This window comes from Sphingobacterium sp. WOUb80, from assembly GCF_050058145.1.
Taxonomy (GTDB): Bacteria; Bacteroidota; Bacteroidia; order Sphingobacteriales; family Sphingobacteriaceae; genus Sphingobacterium.
On sequence record NZ_CP165617.1, the window covers coordinates 3,647,338 to 3,665,583 of the forward strand.

Annotated in this window: 15 protein-coding genes and 1 tRNA gene; 4 read left to right on the forward strand and 12 right to left on the reverse strand. The window is 38.9% G+C overall.

All coding sequences use genetic code 11. The features are described from left to right. The first annotated feature begins 85 nt into the window (after positions 1 to 85). Positions 86 to 949 (forward strand): AraC family transcriptional regulator, encoded by an 864-nt coding sequence (locus tag AB1Z56_RS15250; RefSeq protein ID WP_426789565.1) that lies wholly within the window; start codon positions 86 to 88, stop codon positions 947 to 949. Here the strand turns inward: AB1Z56_RS15250 and AB1Z56_RS15255 are convergent. The 8 genes from AB1Z56_RS15255 to AB1Z56_RS15290 all read right to left on the reverse strand — a co-directional run bounded on the left by AB1Z56_RS15255 (position 938) and on the right by AB1Z56_RS15290 (position 8,618). Further along, entirely contained in the window at positions 938 to 1,909 is a 972-nt protein-coding gene (locus tag AB1Z56_RS15255) for an NAD(P)H-quinone oxidoreductase (RefSeq protein WP_309362289.1), read from the reverse strand. The two genes, AB1Z56_RS15250 and AB1Z56_RS15255, sit on opposite strands and share 12 nt — an antisense overlap. Beyond that, positions 1,906 to 4,584 (reverse strand): TonB-dependent receptor, encoded by a 2,679-nt coding sequence (locus AB1Z56_RS15260; RefSeq protein WP_426789566.1) that lies wholly within the window; start codon positions 4,582 to 4,584, stop codon positions 1,906 to 1,908. The genes AB1Z56_RS15255 and AB1Z56_RS15260 overlap by 4 nt, the downstream gene beginning before the upstream one ends. A 223-nt stretch (positions 4,585 to 4,807) precedes the next feature. After that, positions 4,808 to 5,335, reverse strand: coding sequence for a ferritin (locus AB1Z56_RS15265; protein ID WP_075993930.1), 528 nt, complete (start codon positions 5,333 to 5,335; stop codon positions 4,808 to 4,810). A 373-nt stretch (positions 5,336 to 5,708) separates the two neighbouring features. Next, positions 5,709 to 6,101 carry a DUF6686 family protein gene (locus tag AB1Z56_RS15270; RefSeq protein WP_426789567.1) on the reverse strand — a complete coding sequence of 131 codons (393 nt, stop codon included), beginning with the start codon at positions 6,099 to 6,101 and terminating at the stop codon, positions 5,709 to 5,711. Between the two features lie 239 nt (positions 6,102 to 6,340). After that, positions 6,341 to 6,703, reverse strand: a complete 363-nt coding sequence (hpf, locus tag AB1Z56_RS15275; RefSeq protein ID WP_088162635.1) for a ribosome hibernation-promoting factor, HPF/YfiA family — start codon at positions 6,701 to 6,703, stop codon at positions 6,341 to 6,343. 14 nt (positions 6,704 to 6,717) lie between these two features. Beyond that, a complete protein-coding gene (locus AB1Z56_RS15280; RefSeq protein WP_426789568.1) occupies positions 6,718 to 7,599 on the reverse strand; it encodes a tyrosine-type recombinase/integrase in 882 nt (293 codons plus the stop codon). A 101-nt stretch (positions 7,600 to 7,700) separates the two neighbouring features. Beyond that, on the reverse strand, positions 7,701 to 7,895 hold the full coding sequence (gene rpsU, locus AB1Z56_RS15285) for a 30S ribosomal protein S21 (RefSeq protein WP_046672133.1): 195 nt from the start codon (positions 7,893 to 7,895) through the stop codon (positions 7,701 to 7,703). A gap of 90 nt (positions 7,896 to 7,985) precedes the next feature. Further along, positions 7,986 to 8,618 carry an HAD family hydrolase gene (locus AB1Z56_RS15290; RefSeq protein ID WP_426789569.1) on the reverse strand — a complete coding sequence of 211 codons (633 nt, stop codon included), beginning with the start codon at positions 8,616 to 8,618 and terminating at the stop codon, positions 7,986 to 7,988. An 89-nt stretch (positions 8,619 to 8,707) separates the two neighbouring features. On the opposite strand from AB1Z56_RS15290, the gene AB1Z56_RS15295 reads away from it, so the two are divergent. Continuing rightward, positions 8,708 to 8,781: transfer RNA gene (locus AB1Z56_RS15295), tRNA-Ile, on the forward strand. A gap of 128 nt (positions 8,782 to 8,909) precedes the next feature. Here AB1Z56_RS15295 and AB1Z56_RS15300 read toward each other — a convergent pair. Next, a complete protein-coding gene (locus AB1Z56_RS15300; protein ID WP_426789570.1) occupies positions 8,910 to 9,803 on the reverse strand; it encodes a helix-turn-helix domain-containing protein in 894 nt (297 codons plus the stop codon). 149 nt (positions 9,804 to 9,952) lie between these two features. Between AB1Z56_RS15300 and AB1Z56_RS15305 the strand changes: the two genes are divergently transcribed. Further along, complete coding sequence (locus AB1Z56_RS15305; RefSeq protein ID WP_426789571.1) at positions 9,953 to 13,006, forward strand: SusC/RagA family TonB-linked outer membrane protein; 3,054 nt, start codon at positions 9,953 to 9,955, stop codon at positions 13,004 to 13,006. Positions 13,007 to 13,016: 10 nt separating this feature from the next. Then, positions 13,017 to 14,528 (forward strand): SusD/RagB family nutrient-binding outer membrane lipoprotein, encoded by a 1,512-nt coding sequence (locus tag AB1Z56_RS15310; protein ID WP_426789572.1) that lies wholly within the window; start codon positions 13,017 to 13,019, stop codon positions 14,526 to 14,528. A gap of 133 nt (positions 14,529 to 14,661) precedes the next feature. Here AB1Z56_RS15310 and AB1Z56_RS15315 read toward each other — a convergent pair whose 3' ends face one another. The 3 genes from AB1Z56_RS15315 to AB1Z56_RS15325 all read right to left on the reverse strand — a co-directional run bounded on the left by AB1Z56_RS15315 (position 14,662) and on the right by AB1Z56_RS15325 (position 18,228). Then, positions 14,662 to 15,072 (reverse strand): response regulator, encoded by a 411-nt coding sequence (locus tag AB1Z56_RS15315; protein WP_426789573.1) that lies wholly within the window; start codon positions 15,070 to 15,072, stop codon positions 14,662 to 14,664. Between the two features lie 90 nt (positions 15,073 to 15,162). Then, positions 15,163 to 15,594 carry a Crp/Fnr family transcriptional regulator gene (locus AB1Z56_RS15320; RefSeq protein WP_309362268.1) on the reverse strand — a complete coding sequence of 144 codons (432 nt, stop codon included), beginning with the start codon at positions 15,592 to 15,594 and terminating at the stop codon, positions 15,163 to 15,165. Positions 15,595 to 16,212: 618 nt separating this feature from the next. After that, complete coding sequence (locus AB1Z56_RS15325) at positions 16,213 to 18,228, reverse strand: glycoside hydrolase domain-containing protein (RefSeq protein ID WP_426789574.1); 2,016 nt, start codon at positions 18,226 to 18,228, stop codon at positions 16,213 to 16,215. Between the last annotated feature and the right edge of the window lie 18 nt (positions 18,229 to 18,246).

Consider the following 18,246-nt stretch of genomic DNA (forward strand, 5'->3'; position numbering starts at 1 on the left):
ATATTCAAGTATATTATCAAATTATTAAGCTATATTACCATAGCTAAACTGAATTATGTAACTTTACTGCATATATTTCATAATTATGAAAGCACAACTGCTTCATTTAAATAGCAATCTTGAGCATTCTTTCAATGCGAGAAGAGACAATACACCCCAGTACCATAATCTTTGGCACTACCACGAAGAACTGGAATTAATTTATTTTGCCAAAGGCTCTGGCACCCAATTTATTGGCGATAGTGTTCGGCGCTTTGAATCAGGCGATATTACCCTTGTTGGTTCAAACCTGCCTCATTATTGGCTATTTGACGAAATTTATCTTCAAGATGAAGGAGCAGAAAGCGCAGATATTCGTGTGCTTCATTTTAAAGAAAACTTTTGGGGAAATGATTTTATTAATTTACCTGAAAATAAATCCATCAAAGACCTTATACGTGTATCCAAAAGAGGCATTTCATTATCGGAGACTAGCCGACTACAAACTGTACAATTAATTGACGCTATCTTGGCAGCAACAGGTACCACACGTATTATTCATCTATTAGAAATCTTACAATATATTTCGGCCGAAGAACAGCATGATCTGTTAACGAGCCCTACTTTTACCATCCAACTGCAAGATCAGGACGCCAACCGCATGCAGATTGCCATGCAATATATCGGTGAAAATTATCGCGACCAGATACGGCTGCAGGAACTAGCGTCCTTAACAGGGATGACACCTAACTCCTTCTGCCGTTATTTCAAATCACAGATCGGAAAAACACTCTTTCAGTTTCTAATTGAAATGCGCGTGAAAACCGCTTGCAATTTATTAATAGAAAACAAACAGACGGTGAAGCAAATCTGCTTTGAATCAGGTTTTCAAAACTTTTCGAGCTTCCATAAATACTTCAAAAATGTAACTGGCACTACTCCACTCAGCTTTCAGCGATCAAAAACTTAAGACTATTTTGCCCAATAAGCTTGAATCTTCCATTAACCGATGGGCTTCTGCAGCCTCCGCAAAAGGAAGAACACGGTATAATGTAGGTTTGAAATCGCCAGCGCTAAGCTTCGGCCATACCTGAGACCAGATATCATCCCGCAGCACTTGCTTAAATTCACGGTCTCTCGCCCGCAGTGTACTACCCGTTAAAACAATCCGTTTTTGCATCAATTTCAGCAAGTTCAATTCAACTTTTGCACCTTCCATCGCATTAATGTAAACCAACCGGCCGTCAGGATTCAATAGACTAATATTTTTCTCAAAATATGAACCGCCAATACTATCTAAAATAACTTCAACTCCCAAAGGCTTCAGCACCTCCAGAAAATCCTCCGTTTTATAATTTATTGCTTTGTTGGCTCCCAATGATTTACAAAAGCTAGCCTTTTCAGATGAGCTGACTGTCGTATATACTACAGCACCAAACAAGGCCGCTAACTGAATGGCCGTACTGCCAATCCCTCCAGCACCACCGTGTACCAAAAAATGATCGCCGGCCTGCAACTTACCTCTTCGAAAGACATTGTCCCATACTGTAAAAACGGTCTCGGGGAGCGAGGCTGCCTCCACAAAATCTAAATGGTCGGGAATAGGCAAACAATGTCCCTGATAGACCTTAGCATAGCTCGCATAACCTCCACCTGCTACAAGTGCACATACACGATCACCAATAGCCCAATCGACCACATCCTTCCCTTTTGCGACTACAATCCCTGCTATTTCCAATCCCGGTATTCGCGCATCCACACCGGCTGGTGCCGGATAGTTACCTTTACGCTGAAAGACATCAGGTCTATTCACTCCCGCAGCCTTTACTTCCACCAAAACTTCAAGTTCACCGATCTGCGGCATCTCCACATCGCGGACTTCCAAAACTTCCGGGCCGCCCGGTTCAGTAATAATTACGGCTTTCATCATGATTTTTTTGGGTATTTCTGTAATCTGATATTGAGCGAAAGCATAAAATAACGGGCCAACCGATTATTCTGAACATCCAGAATATCATTTCCAACGACTGCACGCGAGATACCTGTATTCTGATTCATCAAATCAAATCCTTGAAATCGCAGCATACCTAGATTGTTTCTACCAAAAGTATATTCCATATAGGCGTTAATTATCGTCGGATTGATATTACTCCATGAACTCGAATAACCAGCATTAAATTTTTGAGAAAGCTCAAGTCCCATAGTAAAATGTTTTCCCAAATAAGCTTTAGATCCCAAACCAACAATTCCGGAATGTGCTGTTATATTATCTTGTACTGGCCAGTCGAATGTTGCCCTATTCAAAGAATAGTTCCCATTTAATTCTGCCTCGAAAATATCACTCCAGCTATAACGGAATTGAATCGCCTGTGTAAACAAAAAGTGTCCACCGAAGCTTTTTTTATCATTGATGTAAGAGATATTATTATAATAGTCTGCATTTCCGTTCAAGCTCATCTGCAAGTTGTCCGACAATAATGACGCCGTAAACAAGTAATAACTTTTAACATCATAATAACCTTCTGTATTGCGATAAGTGGTCTTCTGAATCGTCGAATTGGGCTCAATGGTCCGATTAGCTACAATCTTGTCATTCACGAGGTTAAAAGCAAGACTAGCTTCTAAATATTGCCCTCTACCTGTGATGGATTTGCGATATTTAGAGACAATACTATGGGCAAATTCAGATTTCAGATCCTTGTTCCCAACCACAATATTTTGGGTATTGGTATTATCGACAACTGGCTGTATCTGATAGAAGCTCGGCTGATTATTACGGCCATAGTAGTCCATAGAAAGATCTTCTTCTTTTGTAAATTTCCATTTCAATCCGGCAGAAGGTACAAGATTGACATTTGAATAGGACGTTTTTATCAGCTTATCCATCGAACTGCCTGTCAATTCCGAAGGCTGAACCGCAAAACCGAAACTCACTTTCACTTTTTCACTTAAATCTTGCCGATAAATCATGCCGACTTTATTGCTAGCAAAGGAATAGTCGTACTTCAAACTAAGTGAGTCTACCAGTATGGGCCCATTGTTAAAATTATTGTTATTATCAAAAGTGGAGCGACGAGCATCAATCTTGGTATAATCGAAATCGTAATTGATCTCCAAGGTACCACCTAAATCAACAGGCTCCACCAACGACAACCGACTTTGAATATTTTTATTCTCGTTGCTGGAGCGAACCATTTGATTGAGGTAAGTCTCTGTTATCTTGGGTATGTTTGTACTGCTGTCAATCGCTCTATTAAAATCGCGAACCTCCTCATCCTTATCCAGGGAATTAAAATCCGTGTGCAAAGTATAGAGTACCTTTCGCCCGGGCTTGGAAAAACTTCGTACGTAAAAAAGATCTAAAGCCGCTGCGGGACTTTCGGTGCTATTGGCTGCACCATAGTTCCCCGTACTGCTTAATCTGTTATTTTGTATTCGTCTATCTTTTAACGTATTGCTTGTTGAATTGGTCCAAGACAGCTTGGGCGATATTTTAAGCTGATCTTTGGGAGACAGCTTCATATCAAAATCCCAATCCATTTTGTGCGTACGATCGATTGATTTTATTTTATAATCTTCGAAATTACTAATTAGATTATTAGCACCTTTGCCATATCCATAGACCGATTGCAATAGGGAATTTCCCTGAATATAATTATTGCGTTGCGTAAAAGCATATTTACCGCTTGCTGTTACCGTTTTAGAAAGCGGACTGGAAAAGCTACCACCAATAGATCCAATGCGATTGACACCATCCGTAGGATCTGCAAAATCGGCCAGTTCGCCCATGTCTCTTTCCCGCTCACCGCCATTGGGAGAACCGAAAGAGAAGAGGTTTGTATTTGTATTATTAACAGAGGCGATAATGGAATACTCTTTCCCATCATTGAAGCGATTCAGTCCAGCACTACCCAAATAACGATCTACAGAACCGCCTCCCAGTGTCGCTTGACCAAAAGTAATTTTCTTCTTATCGTCTTTGAGAACGATATTCAGGACTTTTTCAGAATCGGTACTTTTAATCCCTTTTGCTGTCGCCTCATCCCCATAAAAATCAATCACCTGTACACTTTTCACAAAATCTGCGGGAAGATTGCGCGTGGCCGTCAGTACATCACCACCAAAAAATTTCTTTCCATCCACCTTGACGGAGGATATGGGCTTGCCAAAGGCATAGACCGAACCATCCCGGGACACCTGTATATTTGGTAATGCTTTGAGAGCCTCTTCCAAGAGTGCCCGACGATCAAACTGAAAGGCATCCAGGTTAAATTGAACAGTATCCTGCTTATATACAATGGGTTTATATTTTAGTACAACCACTTCTTTTAACAGGGATACATGGGGGAACATCGTTAATTTTCCGACATCCAATTTAGCTGTCGTACTATTGTAGAGCGGATAACTCCGTTCCAATATGCTTAAGCCCAACTGGCTGCAACTGATACGAATATCATTACCCTGCACACGACTAAAATGAAAAGAACCTGTTGTGGAGGTGGACGAAAACAAGGTATCGCGGGAACTTGTTAAATGGACACTGACGCCACTTAGGGGTCTTCCTGCCGTATCTACAACAATCCCGTAAACTTCTTTTTTTGACACCTGCCCGAAAGCATTTTTGGGTAAAAAAAACAAGCTCGTTATAGCTAAAAAAAGTACTAACCGGATAATATTCCCGCCCCTTAGTTCCATCAAATAGACTTTGCAATAATACAATTCAATATAAGAATTCTTAAGCTATTAACGTAAAAAGTTGTGATTTTGTATATAAAAAAACGAGCTGTCGGGAAAACAGCTCGTTTTTTTATACTTTTTTAAAAGTTTATTATTCACCTGCAAAGGCAACCTTAACAAGGTGTTTGTCAATTTCCCAACGACCAGTACCGTCTTCACCAATTACATCGAATAATTCAAGGATGCGTCTTGCAACAAATTCCTCTTCCACTTGTTCTTCCAAGAACCATTGTACAAAGTTAAAAGTAACATAATCTTTCGCTTTCGCACATTTATCGGCGATGTTATTGAATTGCTCCGTAACAAACATCTCTTGCTCCAATGTTTGCTCAAATACACCACGGAATGATTCAAAATCTTGAGGAATACCTGTAACTTCCGGAGAAATTGCACGGCCACCACGATTGTTGATATAATTGAAAAGCTTCAACATGTGCTCACGCTCTTCGTTGGATTGCTTCGCAAAAAATTCTGAAGCGTTTTCCAAACCTTGATCGTCACACCAGGAAGACATGGCCAAATATAATGCTGAAGAATGAGCTTCAACTTTAATCTGTGCATTCAATATATTTTCGATTTCTTCTTTCAAAGAAGATTTTAATTTCAATAAATCTTTCATATTTACCTTAAGTTTAATTTCTAAAACATGAACAAGTGAAACACATCATCACCTGATTACATCACAAAGATACAGCAGATTTTCAAAATGTGTATCAAGAATATGCAATACAAATTCAGTCTAAATTAGACAAACAAACCGCAAGTTGTTTAGAATCAATACAATTACAAATACGCGCTATTGATACTTTCAATAAGCCATCAATTAAAACAATAAGTGGCAGAAAGTGCTTAAAATCATTGAATGTCAATAAAACCAGAAGACGGCCTCATTGACACTTATTTAAATTAAAATTAAATAAGGTCTTTCCAAACAAAAAGCGGTGTACATCACAGACGTACACCGCTTTTTCAATTCGTTTATATGTATAGCCTTATGCAAAAACTGCAAATGGCGAAACTTGCAAACAAGTTCTAACGACGCTATTCAGTTCCATCATAAATTTAGCGCCATCTAACAATTCGCGCAACTGAAGTACGTCCTCTACAGCTAAGATGAAACATCTTTCCGTACGGAAAGGCATGATGATTTCAAAATCCGATGAACGTGTTGTATCGTGAAGCATGTGCTCAACATCAATCGCATCGATACGTTTCTTAAACTTCAAAAAATCCGATACGGAGAAAGAGGTTGTTTCATTATTGTATTCCAACCAGAAACAATTTTTGCGGCTACATTGATAAACTGTACCTGTTGTGGTTGAAAAAACTTCCTCAACATTTGCTAACGGACAAACCAATTCTGACATTTCTATTTCCCTTATCATTTAAATCGATCAAAAATAAATATTATTTATAATCAATCCAAGTAAAACAGAAGATTATTTTGATTTAATATAAATAAGCCTTTCGACGAGTAGTGGAAATAAAACCTCCATGATTTCGCCTGCAGCAAATGATGAAAACCAATTGGCGTTTTTTCTGACAATAACAACAAAAATTACACAAAAAAAAGGAGGCCAGTTGCTACTGACCTCCTGTATGTATATCTATGTTTTGATCGTTATTAATCGTATTCTTCTTCCTCTTCTTCTTCCTCTACGGCAAGAACTTCATTACGTCCATTGATAACCGTATTTTTCGTCTTTGTTTTATGTTTGTTAATCTGCCTACGCAAGGATTCTACAGCAATATCTGTCGCCTCCTCAAAGCTTTTCGCTTGCCCTTTTGCAAAAAGCTGGCTTCCTGGGATATTTAATTTAATTTCTGAAATTTTATTTGCCTCATCATCGACATTTTCCAATCGCAGGTAGCATTCGCCACCAATAATGGAATCCAAAAACTGCTCCAATTTTCCTGTTTTCTTTTTGATAAACTCGATTAGCTTTTGATCAGCAGTAAATCGAATGGATTGCACAGTAATGTTCATTTTTCCTCCTTTTTTTAAGCTTTTGGATGAGCTTGTTTATAAATTGACTTCAATCGCTCTGCTGAGTTATGCGTGTACACTTGTGTTGCCGCAAGCCCTGCATGCCCCAGCAGCTCTTTAATTGCATTTAAATCTGCCCCATTGTCCAATAGGGCTGTTGCGAAAGTATGTCTCAAAATATGAGGGCTTCTCTTACCTTGAGTGGAAATCAACGTCAATTGCCGATGTACAATATCATAGATCAGCTTAGCGTAGCCCGGCTTCCCTTCTTTCGTAACGATTAGTAAGCTGTTATTAGTATCAACAAATTGCGTCGCCTTTTGTTGCAAATAGTTTTTCAATTCTTTCAATAAAAGATTATTGATCGGAACCAAGCGTTCTTTGTTCCTTTTACCTAATATAAGAATATTTTTATTAAAAAAATCGATATCCTGTTCCTTAATTTTCAACAATTCGGCCAAACGAATCCCGGTACCGAACAACAATTCCATAACCATATAATCGCGACAGGATTCAAATCCATCCTGCTCCTGTCCCATCTGATCCAATAAACGCACCAGCTTTTCCTTTTCAACGACTACAGGTAGTTTTTTAGCAGTTTTTAACGCTTTGATGAGCGTCATGGGATTTTTCGCGATACACTCCTCACGTTGCAAAAATTTAAAATAAGTTCGCATTGAAGACATACTCCGGTTGACCGAACTTGCATTTTTTCCGGACTCTACCATTTGCGCGAAATAATGGCGTAAATCACGGTATACGATATCCGGCACGGTCAGTCCCTCACGATCCAAAAAAGACCGGAACATCTCCAGCTCATGCTTATAGGCAATAACCGTATGTTCTGAAAACCTTTTTTCAATCTGCAAAAACCGAATAAACTCCTTTTCCAACATATTTTCCCTCGCTATATAGCTTAAATTACAAACTTAAAAGCACAAAAAAAAGGGAAAAGCATTGCTTTTCCCTTTATATTTTAAAATTCTCAGCGAATCAATTAGTTAGCTACATCTTGATTCAAAGATTGTTTGTAAATCGCTTTTTTCACTTGAATGCGACGAGTTACAGATCTCTTTTCGTAAGCTTGACGTGAACGCAACTCTCTTAAAACTCCAGTTTTTTCGAATTTCTTTTTGAAACGTTTCAATGCTCTATCTAAAGATTCTCCTTCTTTTACATTTACGATAATCATGCGTTATATATACCTCCTTTCGCCGCTTTTAAATTTAAAGTGGGACAAAGGTAAGCTATTTATTTTTAAAAAGGAAAACAAAATTACTTTTTATAACAATTCGAATTCTTCCAACAAAATTCTTAACGGTTTCTCCTTAGTACACAATGCTGTATGCCAACCCAATTGTTTTGCTGTCGCCAGATGTTGAGGACTGTCATCAATAAATAAAGTCTCTGCCGGATCCAATTGTTGCTCTTGCATAACCAATTCAAAAATCTCAGCATCCGGTTTGCGCATCCCTACCAAATGGGAGTAATAGGTCTTTTCAAAAAAACCTTCATTGTCGGCAATACCATATTTTTCATGTATATCATTCATACAATAGGCATAATGAATTGCATTGTTGTTACTTAACAAAAAGGTACGGTATCGATCTTTCAACTGGATTAAAATCTCATGATTACCCTGTGGTACACCGATCAGTAAACTGTTCCAGGCCGTATCAATCTGTGCGTCCGTCAGTGCTGGATTTTGGGTTAATTCTCTTATCCCCTCACGAAATTGCATTGAATCAATTTTTCCTTTATCAAAATTATCAAAAAGTGCACTTTGACCATGATGTCCAAATACGGCATCAACATTTTCTATACCTAACTGAGTAAAAGCATCTTTCAATTTTACAAAGTCGATCATAAAGATCACATTCCCATAATCAAGAACAATATTTTTAATTTTTTCCATCGAATTATTTTGAAATATCGATACAAATATCGATAATTGCATCGTCAAAACGGCACAACAGCTGTTTAAATTGACAAAACAAAAGACCTGCTCCTATAGCTCAGTCGGTTAGAGTAGAAGACTCATAATCTTTTGGTCCCTGGTTCGAGCCCAGGTGGGAGCACAGAACAAAAAAGTCGCTTTTCTAAATAGAAAAGCGACTTTTTTCGTTTCTTCGCATCGATTTTCATTATCCATAAAATCTTAACAATGGACGAACGAAAATTCCAGGACTGAAATTAGAGCAATTAGTTAGACAAGCACCATTTCTAAAGTAGCCACCAATTCGTCATAGATCATTAGTAATACATAGCGTAAACTATTTGGTACATAGCCAAAAAATTTCTTAAATGCAGTGGTAAAATGGCTCGCATGCTTATAACCCAGCTGATTCCCAATAAAACTGATCGTCAACCTTCGATCTTTTAATAAATGCTGAGCCCTTTGCATTTTACACTTCAACACAAAATTGAATATGGTAAGTCCATAATAGCTTTTAAAATGCTGTTTAAGATATTGGACATTGGTACCAACTTCTTTAGCAAGTTGATGTATGGTATATGTCTCGTGGAGATTATTCTCGATAAGTAACTTTACCTGTCTAATTTTCTCCACATCTGATTCGCGCAGTTCAAGTTTATTAGGCGACGTCTTGGGCTGTACGGCATCCATCAAGGTCGAAAGAATAAACAATGATTTGGACTTATAAAATGCGGGTAAAAGCAAGCTGCTAACGCTCATTCGCAAAAAATCAGTCGCTTTTACATAGGCAATCCGTGATATATCATCTGAAATTTTCCCCGCATTGATGATGGCTTCATTGATCGCAGTGATGTCCTGTTCAGAAATATCCATTTGCTGAACATAGGAATCCCGATAGAGCAGGGTGAGGCAACGTGAATTCGTATGTTTAGAGCTTATGCTCACCACACTGCTATCCAGACGCAGCAGCATACTGCTCCCCCCTTTCAAAACAATTTTCTTTGAGCCACTTGACAAGCTGCACCCCTCTTCAATGGCTATAACAACAAGATAGCTCTGATTTTCAGGGACAATCTCATGGCTTTCATAAGGATAAACCATCCTTACATTGTAATCGGGATGATCGTATTTAAATGTTCTTTTTTCTGCTTGAAGTAACTCCATCGAATAGAAATTTCCAATAGTATAACTCTTATTTCCGATTACGTTATTCGGTAATTTATATTACCAACTATCTTCGTGAGCTATTTATTTAGACTTAATATAATCAAAGGTATTGAAATCATACTACTTATTCAATTAAACATTAAAAAATGTTAAAAAGCTACTTATTAATCCTATTTCTATTCTTTAGCGCACAATTCCATGCAGAGGTATTTGCGCAAACGAATTTCACGGTAGAAGGGCGTATTTTGGATTTAAAAACCGACGAGCCAATTAGCGGTGTCTCAATTCGTGTAAAAGAAACCAGCAAATCCAATGCGGTAATGACAAGTTCGCAGGGAAGTTTTCGTATTCAACTTCAACGTGGGCAAACTTTAGTTATTTCGCATCTTAATTATACATCTCAAGAAATTCCGGTACGGAGCAACCAATCTAATCTCATCATCCGACTAGCTGGAGATGCACATATGCTATCTGAAGTAACTGTAACTGGTGCCTTGGGGATAAAAAGACAGGCGCGAGAACTTGGTACGTCAGCGCAGTCAGTAGACAACCAAGAATTGAACCTCGGTAAGGTGGTAAATCCTCTCTTAGCATTATCGAGTAAAGTTGCGGGATTAAGAATCAATGCAACAGACCTAACAACGGGCAAAACTGACCCCGGGATTCAAATTAGATTAAGAGGAACACGCTCGTTAAATCGTTCAAAAAATGACCCTATCTATGTGGTAGATGGTGTTCCTCTTCCAGATATCACACGGATTAATCCCAATGATATACAAGATATTACGGTATTGAAAGGAGCAAATGCTGCTGCACTATATGGATCTGAAGGTGTCAACGGGGCCATTATGATCACTACAAAATCAGGTCGGGCAGAAAGAGGTCAAATCAATTATAGCAACAGTACACTATTTTCTAAGGTGTTCTTACTGCCTCCAGCTCAACAAACTTTTGGTCAAGGACAGAATGGTGTATACAGTCCTGTCGCAAATGAATCTTGGGGTGATCGTTTTAATGGCGAAATCAGAGATTTCGGTCTACCGATCAACGGCGTACAACCTACGAAAGTGTATAGTGCACCGAGTAAGGATAATCGCTTAGGATTTTTTGATACTGGTATAACGATGCAAAACGACTTATCATTCTCTTCGGGTGATGATAAAGGTTCTTATTATGTTTCGCTACAGGATGTTCGCATAAAAGGCGTAATTCCTGGTGACAAATCAAGCCGTACAGGTGTTCGCTTTAATGGATCACGTCGATTCAACAAATTGAATACGTCTTTCAATACGAATTACGTTTTCTTCAAAAATAATACAACCAGCGACGGGCCATGGTTATCTGTTTATACACAGCCTGCCAACATTGATTACAAAGATGCCCGTAACTGGGAAGATCCTAGTTCACCAAATCATCCTTTAAACTGGTACAATCCTGTTGCCGGAACAAGAAATCCGATTTTTATGGCCGACAACAATAGAAATACGTCCGACCAGCATACACTAAACTCAAAACTGGAATTCAATTATGAATTTACAGATTGGTTAGATGCTACTTTCCGAACTGGACTCTATTTTCAATCAGAGCCAGGCCGGGTGACAAATAGAAAACTGGTTTCAAACATAGCAACCCGAAATATAAACGGGAGTGTAAATGATACGCATAGGGGCTTTACCCGTTTTAACAATGATTTGATCCTGAATTTTCATAAAAACTTTGGTGATTTCTCTACCAAATTTCTAGTCGGACAAAACGTGAGAATGGATGATACCAAATCAATTAATATCAACGCAGCCAATCTATTATTTGAGGATATTTTCAACCAAGGATCTAGAACTGGGGAATTGACAGGTGGCTCAACTATTACAAAATATCGTTCTTTGGCGACGTACGGAGAATTTACGGCCGGATATAAAAATTATCTTTTTCTAACACTTACTGGTAGAAACGATCAGGTATCGGTACTTGCTCCAGAAAGTAACAGCTATTTCTCCCCAGGTGTGAGCTCTTCTTTCGTATTTACAGATGCAATCGCAGGTTTGCGCGAAAGTAGTGTATTGAGCTACGGTCGTATTTTTACATCTTTTAATAAAACTGGAAATGTGACCTTAGATCCGTATCGTCTGAATCTGAGTTATAGTCAAACCGCAGGTTTTCCATTTGGCAGTTTGGTTGGATTTACCCCATCACTGTCTGAGCCTAACCGATCAATAAAGCCCGAATTTGTTAAATCATTTGAGGTCGGTACACAATTGGGATTCTTTAATGACCGCTTACGGACGGATATCGTTTACGCTTATTCGGACTCGGATGGACAGATATTTGATGCGGGCATTTCCCGGGCAACTGGATTCAATTCGACAATTGTAAATGCTGGTCAGATTATCAATAAGACATTGGAAATAATGGTTAATGGAACCGCCATTAAAAGAAAAGACATGACCTTGCAATTTGGTATCAATTTCAGTTACACCGATACAAAAGCCAAGAATCTGTATGCAGGCGACGAATTTAACATCTTTAGACAAGCCTATGCCATCAAAGGCCTACAATATCCAACGCTACGAATGACAGATTTTAAAAGGGAAAATGGCAAAATCGTTTTGGACCAAAACGGCAATGTTATCCCAGAAGAAAAAGAAACGGTGTTGGGAACGATGGTACCGCCCTATCTGTTTGGATTTAACACCAAATTCAACTATAAATCTTTTACGATGGGATTTCAGGTAGACGCAAGGCTAGGAAGTTGGATGTATTCTGAGGTAATTCCACGGATGTTTGCTGCCGGAACACATCCAGAGACAGCAAAATACGACAGACAGCCCTTTATCATGCCAAATTCTATGGTACGCCTAGCCGATGGCTCGATCGTTGAAAACAATGACATCTACTCCAAAGGCGATAAAGCATGGTGGACAGCATATGGAAATATACAATCGGTCACCGCTGCCAAAGGCGATTATTTAAAACTGAGGGAACTCTATATTGGTTATGATTTGCCCCAATCTTGGCTGGCCAATCAACGCGTAATAAAGAAAGCTAGCATTGGCTTTGTAGGAAATAACCTTTTTATCATTAGGCATTCATCCAATACGATTGGCGACCCTGAAGCGCTCTATAATCAAACGGATGGTTATAACAGCTTCAGACAGATTCCGACCTCAAGATCGATGGGTTTTAATGTCAATATTACTTTTTAACACTACAGAGATGAAATTCACTATTATAAAATCAGCTTTAGTTGCGATGACGTTTTTTACAGCTATTTCCTGTAAGGAATTCCTCGATGTCAATGATAATCCAAATGCGCCAATAAAGGAAAACCTGAGCCTAAATGCCAAACTTCCTGCCGCACTAGTCGTGTCTGCAGTAAATGAGTCTGTACAATTAAATCAGATCGGCGGTTTGTGGGGAGGTTATTGGGGTACTTCAAATGAAGGTGTGAGTGCTTTTACGGCATTAAAGACCTATAACGGTCCTTCGATTAGAGATACAAGGGATGGTATCCCTGTCTGGGAGTCCAGTTACAACAACCTACTGTATTACAAGGAGATTTTGGATCAGGCCAACGCCGAAGATGCAAAATTTTACGCTGGCATCTGCAAAATCATGATGGCTCATCATTATTTTACACTAGTTGACTTTTACAATAATGTCCCATTTGGTGATGCCTTGAATGGATCAACTAATTTACATCCGAAATATGAATCTGGGAAAGACGTATATGCCAAGTCTGTCGATCTCATTACCGAAGGTATTGCAGATATAAAAATCGCATCCTTGTTGCCTACAACAGACGACGTTCTTTTCAAAGGCGACAAAAGCAAATGGGTAAAATTTGGTAATACGCTTAAATTAAGAGCACTACTCCAGCAATCTGAGGTAGCTAGCCAAGAATCCTACATCAAACAGGAAATCCAGAAAATTGTACAGGAGGGTTCAGGATATATCACTGAAAATGCAGCGGTTAATCCAGGATATCTCAATACAGCGACAAAGATGAATCCTTTTTACGAAACATTCTACCGCAACAATGCGGGAGTCGCCGTAGCCAATTATGCGAATATTAGACCTACACAATTTTTGATCAATACCTACCAAAGCTATAATGATCCAAGGCTGCAACAAAACTATACACAGATTTCAGGTGAGTTTAAGGGAGTCATCTTTGGAAACAATACGATAGCTGATGCCTATGCAGCTATTCACACTTCAGCCTTAAAAGGTCCACTGGAGAATGGGAATCAGCCTGCCGGAATTATTAAATCATTTGGTCAAGCCACAGTTCTCGTTTCCCTGGCAGAGGCCGCTTTTTTAGAAGCCGAAGCCATTGAACGTGGATGGATAAGTGGTATTGCAAGTCAGGCCTACGAAAAAGGAATTCAGGCCTCATTTAACTATCTGTTCAACCAAAACAATTACAATGTGCAACCCTACATAAATCAAAAAACGGTTAGTTATTCCGAAGCAAATCATAAGATCGAGCGGATAATAAGCCAAAAATGGCTTGCCCTGCACAACATTAATAATATCCAGGCTTGGAACGATTTTAGACGCCTTGGCTATCCGGCGATTCCGAATTCTTTGTCCTCACCAACCCCAGGAGCCTATCCACTGCGCTTCATGTATCCAGAGACAGAAATCAATACAAACAATGCAAACGTATTAGCACAAGGGGATAATGGCGTTTTGACAGCAAGGATCTGGTGGGATGTAAAATAACAGTGTGGATTAAGTTAAAAAATTTTGAGATGAGAGCTAATGTGATCACTTGTGGGTAGCATTATTTGTCAGGCGGGGTCAGTTGAATTGATCCCGCTTTTTTTTACCCTTAAGCCAGCACCATATTTTTATATTACTTATCCGTCAACATATACTTTTCGTAAATTTTATCCATAATCCTATTCAGCGGCAATCCTTGTTTATAAAATACTTCTTCAACGCCATAGTGATACATTTGGTCAACCTTTGGGTCAATGGATAAACTGGTGTACGCAAATAACGCAATAGAACTATAGTTAGCCTGCAAAAATTTAGCGGTCTCGACACCATTACAAATTGGCATTATGATATCCAGTAAACAGATATCCGGGGGATATTGCATCATCTCAACAGCCTGTATTAATTCCAAGCCATTGCTAAAATTACCGAGCAGATGAAAACGTGGATCATTGTCGATAGCTATTGCGATCACAGTTCTGATAATAAGGGAGTCGTCTGCAGTTACAATAGTTAGTGGGGTTTCATTTATTACCTCTGATGTCATAACATAAAATTAGGCTTGAAAAAAGTTTCATAATGCACATAAATGTGCAAAATATTCATAAAAATATCCTAATAGGTAATATTAATTTTACTAAAGAGACGCCATTACCTTATTGAATGTATTCCGATGAACCCCTAAATAAGATGCGATATAGCTATACGGAAATAGCTGAAAAATTTTAGGAAAGTGCTGTTTTAATAATCGTATTTTCTCATTTGATGTATGGCCTTGAAGGATATGGATACTCTTCAGTGCGAGTAATAAATTCGGCTGCATAAGCATTAACTCCAACTGATAAAACCTCGGAAATTGTTCATAAAGACGCCTTACAGCATTAATATCCAAGAGTAATAACAAAGACTCTTCATAAACTAGATAATTCTTTTGAGATGGACTTTCCTGCAAATAGTCTTCATAATTGAAAACAATTTCACTTAAGGAATCGGGATAGTGTAAACTTGTAATTCGTTCTTTACCATCGTCATGTAACATCGTTGAATAAGCTGCCCCCTCAACTAACATTGCAATAGTATTTACACGTTCTCCAATATAAAAAATCGTTTCTTTGCGCTTATATCTACGAAATTTGAGAATTCCTATCAAAGCAAAAATCTCCTCGTCAGCTAAATTAAAATGTGAAAATTTCTCAGTAACATATTTGTATATCATATAAGATCATGTAGTGTTTTCAGAATACGTATAAAATTATTCATATGCGTCAGCTAATTATTAAAAAACACAAACACTTTTCTAATTTATGTATACTTTTTGTTGGCTCCGATAAGACCTCAGCTGACATTAAGAATAAGATAAATGATTTCCTCTCTGCTTGCGAACTCCAGGATTGGTATACAGTGTTCGAGAGGACGCAGAAATAATCGTAAAAGAGATATGCAAAGAAACGGGCAAATTAAATCTTACAAAAGATGCACCACAGTATTAAATATTAATTCCCTTGTGTTAACCGATCAACTTTTTCTATAATCATTGTGAAACGAGCTGCATAATGATGGCGACAACGATTCACATTTAAGCAAAAGAGACTATCTTAAAAATTTAAGATAGTCTCTCCTCAATACTAATAAACCGGGATTAAGCCTATAATTTGTTCTCTTTTGATTCGAGATCTTGATTTGCTTATTAGATCTCGCTAATCCAGGGTATATTAGCACCATAAACTGTCGGCTTCTCAGAAGATTCTATAGATAAGGTCCCCCCTTTTCTGAGTTCATGATGTGTGATCCACAACCTCCCCAAATCCTTTCCGTTCAATTTAATTGATTTGATATAGCGTTTTTTGTCGCTTCTATTTGGCACCTCGATGGTGAGCGGATTACCTTTGTTTTCCAGCGTAATCTCATCAAAAAATGGTACGCTGATATAGAAAACTGGTTCCCCGACCAAAGGTTGTTGCAATCCGATCGCAGACAGCACCCACCAGCTCGACATCGCACCAGCATCATCGTCCATGGTTCTTACAAAGGCTTTAGGTTCATTTTTATAAATCCGGTCGATATGTGCCCCGATACCGCGGCTGTTGTCGTTAAAGTAATATTGTATGGTGGTGTCCAATGCAATTCGATGTACCCACTCCTGATAGCGCCAAGGGGTCTTACTCGCATTATACAAAGTCAGCGATTGCATATCCGGTTCATTCGCCCTATTGAAATAATAACTGTCATAAAACTCATCCAGTTGCTGTGTAAAGCTTTCTTCACCACCCGCTAGCTTCCTTAATCCCCTAACATCAAAAGGTACATTCCAACGATATTGCCTAATTGTTCCCTGATACATATCCCGTGCCGACATGCGATCTACATCCCGTTTGGTCAGATCTTTAAAATCTTTATTCCAAATTGCCTGATATGATTTTGCTCGCTCCAGATATGCTTTGCTGTTCTGCGGAAAAAGCTTGGACATTGCCCACATATCATAACATGCTTCAAGGTACTTGTCCGGTTTCTTAAAATCATAGCGGGCAGTATCGTGTATTAAGGAATCTTTTATTCCATCAATATCGACCCGATATCCTTTCTTGATCGCATCCAAAAGAACGACAGCTGCATGTTCAGTCCGGACCGAATTTGCTGGTTCATGAGCTCCTGCAAAGTCAAATTTCCCATAACGGTAAAGGTCTGCAATCGAGGAGACAACGCCCTGATACATCTGCGGATCTATCAGTTCCAAAAGCGGTAATTGTGTTTTATAATTGTCCCAGATCGCCCATCCGTGATAACGTGTTTCTTTGGAACGATGTATTTTCCCATCCGTTCCCCTAAAATTCCCCTGCTCATCGCTGATAACATAGGGGGATTGTAAACTGCGGTAGAGCAAGGAATAAAATAAATCTACCTTATCTGAATCGCCCCTTACCTGCAATACCGACAGGGCAGTTTTCCAGCGATCAGCTGCCCGTTTTTTTACAGCTGTAAAATCTAGCTTAGTATATTCTGCGAGCGCCTTTTTTGCGTCCTGTTGATCCACAGCAGAAAATGCAATATTGACATCTGCTATCTGGTCCTCCTCGTTCAGGTCTACCCAGATCTTATTACCCTCCTTTCGCCATCCTCTTGCTGTAGGAATTTCCAGTGCATAATAAATGGTATATGTCCCCACATGGCATGTCGTTTTCGCTCGCACTTTACCGAATAGTAGGTTGCCCTCCTGTGTAAAATCATTGTCAACAAAAGCGCCATTGAAAGCATGTCCCAAATCAATAAAAAAACCTTTTCTACCCACAGGAAAAGTATATTGTTCTCGACCAAAATCATTATTCACAGCCACTTCAACTTGAATGCCCTCTGCGGTTTTTAAGGCATAATACCCTGGCTGGGCGTGCTCGTCAATTTTATTCAGTGGTTTTATATCATTTTCTATAAATGGCCTAATAAAGATCAATCCACCACTGCCCATACAACCTACCCCCTCGAGTCGATTGTGTGTAAAACCTTTAATTTCCTTGGCAAGATGCTCATAGCCCGTATGCGTTCCCGGATTAGTATAAGGCACAATGCTCAATTGATGGAAAGGAGAAGAAGCCGCTGGTGAAAGCTGGCCGTGGTCGCCGGAAGATCCTAAGAAAACATTTACACGATCGGTCTGCGCTCCAGCAATTGTAGCGTAACAGAGCATCAAAGACAGCAGTATTTTTTTCATTTATAGTCTATTATTTTT

Coding starts and splice junctions, on each gene's coding strand:
- AB1Z56_RS15250 (WP_426789565.1), top strand. CDS start 86: ATGAAAGCACAACTGCTTCATTTAAATAGCAATCTTGAGCATTCTTTC.
- AB1Z56_RS15255 (WP_309362289.1), bottom strand. CDS start 1,909: ATGATGAAAGCCGTAATTATTACTGAACCGGGCGGCCCGGAAGTTTTG.
- AB1Z56_RS15265 (WP_075993930.1), bottom strand. CDS start 5,335: ATGAAAGATTTATTGAAATTAAAATCTTCTTTGAAAGAAGAAATCGAA.
- AB1Z56_RS15270 (WP_426789567.1), bottom strand. CDS start 6,101: ATGATAAGGGAAATAGAAATGTCAGAATTGGTTTGTCCGTTAGCAAAT.
- hpf (WP_088162635.1), bottom strand. CDS start 6,703: ATGAACATTACTGTGCAATCCATTCGATTTACTGCTGATCAAAAGCTA.
- AB1Z56_RS15280 (WP_426789568.1), bottom strand. CDS start 7,599: ATGTTGGAAAAGGAGTTTATTCGGTTTTTGCAGATTGAAAAAAGGTTT.
- rpsU (WP_046672133.1), bottom strand. CDS start 7,895: ATGATTATCGTAAATGTAAAAGAAGGAGAATCTTTAGATAGAGCATTG.
- AB1Z56_RS15290 (WP_426789569.1), bottom strand. CDS start 8,618: ATGGAAAAAATTAAAAATATTGTTCTTGATTATGGGAATGTGATCTTT.
- AB1Z56_RS15300 (WP_426789570.1), bottom strand. CDS start 9,803: ATGGAGTTACTTCAAGCAGAAAAAAGAACATTTAAATACGATCATCCC.
- AB1Z56_RS15305 (WP_426789571.1), top strand. CDS start 9,953: ATGTTAAAAAGCTACTTATTAATCCTATTTCTATTCTTTAGCGCACAA.
- AB1Z56_RS15310 (WP_426789572.1), top strand. CDS start 13,017: ATGAAATTCACTATTATAAAATCAGCTTTAGTTGCGATGACGTTTTTT.
- AB1Z56_RS15315 (WP_426789573.1), bottom strand. CDS start 15,072: ATGACATCAGAGGTAATAAATGAAACCCCACTAACTATTGTAACTGCA.
- AB1Z56_RS15320 (WP_309362268.1), bottom strand. CDS start 15,594: ATGTTAGTTGAGGGGGCAGCTTATTCAACGATGTTACATGACGATGGT.
- AB1Z56_RS15325 (WP_426789574.1), bottom strand. CDS start 18,228: ATGAAAAAAATACTGCTGTCTTTGATGCTCTGTTACGCTACAATTGCT.